5 protein-coding genes are annotated in these 6204 nt (G+C 47.1%); 1 reads left to right on the forward strand and 4 read right to left on the reverse strand.

The genetic code is table 11. The features are described from left to right. Positions 1 to 218 precede the first annotated feature (218 nt). The 4 genes from tkt to acpP all read right to left on the reverse strand — a co-directional run bounded on the left by tkt (position 219) and on the right by acpP (position 4808). Positions 219 to 2231, reverse strand: a complete 2013-nt coding sequence (gene tkt, locus DP116_RS26355) for a transketolase (protein ID WP_169157960.1) — start codon at positions 2229 to 2231, stop codon at positions 219 to 221. Between the two features lie 382 nt (positions 2232 to 2613). Next, on the reverse strand, positions 2614 to 3864 hold the full coding sequence (fabF, locus tag DP116_RS26360; protein ID WP_169157961.1) for a beta-ketoacyl-ACP synthase II: 1251 nt from the start codon (positions 3862 to 3864) through the stop codon (positions 2614 to 2616). Between the two features lie 543 nt (positions 3865 to 4407). Next, the gene (locus tag DP116_RS26365; RefSeq protein WP_169157962.1) at positions 4408 to 4545 is read right to left on the reverse strand and encodes a hypothetical protein; all 138 of its coding nucleotides are present in this window, start codon (positions 4543 to 4545) and stop codon (positions 4408 to 4410) included. Positions 4546 to 4562: 17 nt separating this feature from the next. Then, complete coding sequence (gene acpP, locus DP116_RS26370) at positions 4563 to 4808, reverse strand: acyl carrier protein (protein ID WP_169157963.1); 246 nt, start codon at positions 4806 to 4808, stop codon at positions 4563 to 4565. Positions 4809 to 4993: 185 nt separating this feature from the next. Between acpP and DP116_RS26375 the strand changes: the two genes are divergently transcribed. Continuing rightward, a complete protein-coding gene (locus DP116_RS26375) occupies positions 4994 to 5905 on the forward strand; it encodes a CoB--CoM heterodisulfide reductase iron-sulfur subunit B family protein (protein ID WP_169157964.1) in 912 nt (303 codons plus the stop codon). The last annotated feature ends 299 nt before the right edge of the window (positions 5906 to 6204 follow it).

Raw genomic sequence — 6204 nt, forward strand, 5'->3', positions numbered from 1 at the left:
CAGCGCTGCAGGAGGGTCTCCCTCCGTAGGCGACTGCGAACCCGAAGGGTTACCAAGTAGGAAACGGACTCGTCCACCCCTTGTTCACTGTTCACTGTTCACTGTTCCCTGTTAAGCGTTCCCTATTAAGCGTTCCCTATTCCCCAAAACTGTAAAACAAAAAAAGGTGGGCAATAAAGCCCACCTGAAAAGAAAGAGAATAGATACTCTGTTGCTAATTAACCCAACAATGCCTTAGCCTTAGCTAATACATTATCAACTGTGAAGCCGAATTTCTCTAAAGCAACCGCACCTGGAGCTGAAGCACCAAAGCGATCAATACTAACAGTATCGCCTTCGCTGCCCACAAACTTGTGCCAACCGAAACTGGCAGCTGCTTCGACAGACAAACGCTTGGTAACGGCTTTAGGGAGAACAGATTCTTTATAAGCCGCATCCTGTGCTTCAAACAGTTCCCACGAGGGTAACGAGACAACACGAACTTTTTTACCTTCAGCCGTGAGTTTCTCGGCTGCAGTTACACAGAGGCTCAATTCTGAACCAGTGCCAATTAAGATCAAATCTGGCGTACCTTCAGAATCCACCACCGTGTATCCACCCTTGGTCACGCCCTCAATCGAGGTACCTGCCAAGTTGGGGACATTTTGACGGGTGAATGCTAACAGGGTGGGGTTGTTTTCCTTTGCACTCTCGATCGCGACTTTGTAAGCGCCAGAGGTTTCCGTACCGTCTGCGGGACGAATCACCGTTAGGTTAGGAATCGCTCGCAGGGAAGCCAAAGTTTCAATCGGTTGGTGCGTCGGACCATCTTCACCTTGTCCAATCGAATCGTGAGTCATCACCCAAATCGAGCCAGCTTGAGATAGGGCGGATAAGCGGATAGCAGCACGCATGTAATCTGTGAAGATCAAAAAGGTAGCGCCGTAGGGAATTAATCCAGACTGATGCAGCGCGATACCGTTACAGATTGCGCCCATACCATGTTCCCGCACGCCAAAGTGGACGTTACGGTTTTGGTATTGCCCTTTCTGAAATTCGCCGGAGTTTTTCAGTTCGGTAAGGTTGGAGTGAGTCAAGTCAGCCGAACCACCAATGAGTTCAGGTAAAACCGCCCCCAGTTTGTTGAGGCAGGTTTCCGAGTGTTTGCGGGTGGCGACTCCTTTGTCTTCTGGTTTGTAGGTGGGTAGTACCTTATCCCAACCATCGGGTAATTTGCCGCTAATGTAACGTTCAAATTCAGCAGCTTCTTCGGAATATTTGGCTTTGTAGTCGCTGAAGGCTTTGTTCCATTCTTCCTCCAGGTTTGCCCCGCGCTCAACAGCTTTGCGCCAGTGCTTAAGAGCATCTTCTGGTACTACAAAAGGTTCGTATTCCCAACCCAAGTTTTCGCGGGTGAGTTTTACTTCGTCTCCACCAAGGGCAGATCCGTGAACACCAGCGGTGTTTGCTTTGTTGGGTGAACCGTAACCAATGGTGGTGGTGACTTTAATGAAAGAAGGTTTGTCAGTAACAGCTTTGGCTGCTTCAATAGCTTTGGCAAGACCTTCTAAATCAGTGTTACCTTCTGCAACGTGCTGCACGTGCCAACCGTAAGCTTCAAAGCGCTTGGAAACATCTTCGGTGAATGCTATATCTGTAGAACCATCGATGGAGATGTGGTTGTCGTCGTACAGAGCAATGAGCTTACCTAATCCCAGGTGTCCCGCGTAAGAACAAGCTTCACCGGAAACGCCTTCCATGTTGCAGCCATCACCCAAAATCACGTAGGTGTAATGGTCAACAATTTTGGCATCGGGTTTGTTGAACTTTGCGGCGAGGTGTGCTTCTGCCATTGCCAAACCGACTCCATTGGCAATTCCTTGCCCCAGAGGTCCGGTGGTAACTTCCACGCCAGGGGTCATGAAGTTTTCGGGGTGTCCGGGGGTTTTGGATTCCCACTGACGGAATTGCTTGATGTCCTCGATGGTCACGCTGTCGTAACCAGTCAAATACAGCAGGGCATACTGCAACATTGAGCCGTGACCGGCAGACAGGACAAAGCGATCGCGGTTGAACCACTTGGGATTTTTGGGGTTAAACCGCAAAAAGCTATCCCACAGCACAAACGCCATTGGCGCAGCACCCATTGGTAGTCCTGGGTGACCAGACTTTGCCTTCTCTACAGCATCAATTGCCAGAAAGCGGATCGAGTTAATACAAAGTTCTTCGAGGGTTTGGGTTGCAACAGCCATAATCAGATTGTTCTTTACGACGGGTTAGCAGTCTTCGAGCATCACCAGGGGGGTTGTTTATCAGTTAGCAGTTAGCAGTTATCAAGTACCACTCGTACCAGTTATCAGTTACCAGTTTTCACTGTTAACTGTTCACTGTTAACTGTTCACTGTTTGAAACATCCCCGGCAGTATCCTCATCATCCCATTGGTGCTTGTTGACCGACAAGCGGCAGATCTTGGGATTTTTGATAAAAATTTTGCATTCATTTTATGGGGGATATCTTCTATTATCGGTTGCTGAACCGACCGAGTGATCAAGATTTCTGCCCAATATCTCAATCCAGACAATGCTTGAGTTTCATGCTTTTGCGTGAAATCCACGCATATAAAATTTCCAACCCTAGACATACTTCTTAAAGGCTAGTGTCACATTATGACCGCCAAAACCGAAAGAATTGGATAGTGCCACTTCGACTTTTGCTTCCCGGCTGGTGTTAGGGACGTAATCCAAGTCACACTCAGGATCTGGGTTTTCCAAATTAATTGTCGGTGGAATCCGGTCATTGGCGATCGCCAGTACTGTTGCTACTGCTTCAATTCCACCAGAACCACCCAGCAAATGACCTGTCATTGATTTGGTGGAGCTAACTGCTATCTTATAAGCATGTTCACCTAAAGCTTTTTTCATTGCAGCAGTTTCCGTCGGATCATTCATTGGGGTACTGGTACCATGTGCATTGATGTAGCTCACATGTTCTGGTCTTACTCCTGCGTCTTTGAGTGCTAGTTGGATTGCTCTTGCTGCACCTTCGCCTCCTGGTACTGGAGAGGTCATGTGGTAAGCGTCACAAGTCATGCCATAGCCAACAATTTCTGCATAAATCCTAGCTTTACGACTCAAGGCATGCTGTAATTCTTCTAAAATTAAGATGCCCGCACCTTCACCCATGACAAATCCGTCACGGTCTTTGTCAAATGGGCGGCTTGCATGAGCGGGGTCATTATTCCGAGTTGAAAGTGTCCTAGCTGAAGCAAATCCTGCTAAAGACAGAGGTGTAATTGCCGCTTCACATCCCCCGGTAATCATCGCTTGGGCATATCCCCCCTGTATGAGGCGAAAAGCTTCCCCGATAGCGTTTGAGCCAGCAGCACAGGCAGTTACCGAGCAGGAATTTGGTCCTTTAGCACCAGTGTGAATTGCTGTCAATCCCGCTGCCATATTGGCTATCATCATAGGTATCATGAAAGGACTACAGCGATCCGGACCACGATCCAGGTAAATTGTTTGCTGGTCTTCTAAAACTTTAATGCCACCAACGCCAGAACCAATAATAACGCCAATCTGTTCTGCGTTTAAGTCGTTGATGACTAACTGCGCGTCTGCGACAGCCTGAATTGCTGCTGAGACGCCAAATTGGGCAAATCGATCCATACGTTTGGCTTCTTTGCGATCCATGTATTCATGTGGATCGAAGTTTTTTACCTCACCAGCAATGCGACAATCGTGACGAGACGCATCAAACAAGGTGATTTCACCAATCCCATTGCGTCCGCTGATCAATCCTTCCCAATATTCGGCTGGTGTATTACCAATCGGTGTAAGCGCGCCAACACCAGTAACAACAACGCGTTTACGTATAAAATCAGTCATGATAGTTATGATGGCTATTGATGCAGGCAGAACAAAACAGTGCTGAGCAATGAGTTGGTGAGCCAGTGCGCCCTTGGGGAGCCACCCCCAAGGGACGGGTTCCCCGGCTTGGGGGGAGTGGCGTGGTTCCTCCTTTGGGTGCCATCTGGCGTATCTCCTGAGCCCTAGTGGGTACGGTCACGGCTGCGCCGTATGCGCAAGGCGCATACGCTTGCGTGCGCAAAGCGCATACCCTATGAGTGAGTTGGTGAGTTCTCAAGAGGGACAAAGGGACAAGGAGATTAGTCATTGCTACATAAAACTTCTCCATAGTTGTACCAGACAACTACTTGGTCTACTTCGGTGCTATTGCTAAGGCAGATAGATCCAACTATCCCAAACGTAACTTTAGACCTAAGCGATCCTACGTACGTCCACTTCGTCATTTTCAACTAGTGATTTGGTGTTAGTTGGCTTGTTTGTCACCATTTTGACTAACTTTCGATAATTCGAGCAAGAAAATTTGCTACTTATTTAAGCTCTTGACTCTTCACTCCTGACTTTTTACTCAGCAATGCCAGTCGCCTGCCTTCGGTTACCCTCTTGGAGTTTACACTCCTGGGCACACTCTGCTGGAGAGTCTCCTTTGGAGGAGATAGCAACTCCCGTCAAAGTGCCCGTAGCCTCAATAGCACTCAGCACTCAGCAATTTTTTAGGTTTATGCGGCAACTTTATTGTTAATGTAGTCCACAGCCTCTTTAACAGTTGTAATTTTTTCGGCGGCTTCATCAGGAATTTCGATGTCAAACTCTTCTTCCAAAGCCATAACCAGTTCAACGGTATCAAGGGAGTCAGCTCCTAAATCGTTGGCGAAACTAGCTTCTGGTGTTACTTGTTCGTCTTTAACACTCAGTTGCTCGACAACAATTTTTTTGACCTTTTCAAATGTTTCCGCTTGGCTCATAGATACAATTCCTCAACCAGTTGCTAAAATCCGCTGTTTATGGGGGATATATTTTTGGGCATATTCATCTTATCGGAAAGCGCGAGCACCCGTACACTGTTAAGGGATTTTCTTTGGTGAAAATCTCTTGCTTCGCTCAAAATAAACAAGTAATGATAAAACAGTTATTGACTAACTTTGATACTATGCTAGCCCATACATTGAAATACGCATACTTCCCAGGTTGTGTTGCCCAAGGAGCTTGTCGGGAGCTTCACCAATCAACTGTTGCCCTAACTCAAGCGCTAGACATCGAACTGATTGAACTCAAAAAAGCTGCTTGCTGTGGTTCCGGCACGTTTAAAGAAGATTCCCAAATGTTGGAAGATACGGTTAATGCACGGAACATTGCTTTAGCAGAACAGTTAAATCTACCACTGCTAACTCATTGCAGCACTTGTCAGGGTGTTATTGGTCATGTTGACGAACACCTTAAAGAATGCCAAAAAACAAATCCAGCATACGTAGAACGAGTGAACGGCTTGCTGCAAAAAGAAGGCTGTTCACCCTATCGAGGAACCACAGAGGTCAAACATCTCCTCTATGCTTTAGTAACTGACTACGGTTTAGAAGAAATTCAAAAACGTGTCAATCGTAAGTTAACTGGATTAAAATGTGCAGCTTTTTATGGCTGTTATCTCCTCCGTGCCCAAAAATCCATGCCTTATGATGACCCTTTCCAACCAAAAGCAATGGAAAATGTCTTTCTTACGGTAGGAGCAGAACCTATTTATTACAGAGGTCGTACGCAATGTTGCGGTTGGCCTCTTTCTAGCTATGCCACGACTCAATCTTTTAAAATGGCTGGAATGCATATTCAAGAAGCCATAGAAGCTGGTGCGGATTGTATAGTGACTCCTTGTCCTCTTTGTCACCTAAATTTGGATTCTCGTCAAAAGGAGGTAGAAAAAGTTATTGGACGAGAACTCGGTTTACCAATACTGCATTTACCCCAGCTGATTGCTTTAGCAGTTGGTGTCAGTCCTAAGGAACTAGGTTTAGATCGGCATATTGTTTCCACCACACCAGTTTTGGAAAAATTAGGATTCACGTCCTAGAGACTTTCAACATGGTTCGGCTCCAAAATCGATTAGCGCGAAGGGTTTCCCGACTTGAGCAAAGTGGCGTTTGAACGTAATGAAACCCAACAAAGTCCTCAAAATGTTGGGTTTCGTTCCTCAAACGGACACTTTCTTTAACGGGGGGGAACCCTCCGTTCGCGCAGCGTGCCCTACGGGCATAGCTTTGAGTCTCCTCCACCAGACGCTGCGCGTATGCCTGCGGCACGCCTTACGGCTAACGCATGATTGCGTGCGCTTGCGCTTACGGAGGAAACCTCCCGCAGTCGCCACAACGG

This window comes from Brasilonema bromeliae SPC951, assembly GCF_012912135.1.
Lineage (GTDB): Bacteria > Cyanobacteriota > Cyanobacteriia > Cyanobacteriales > Nostocaceae > Brasilonema > Brasilonema bromeliae.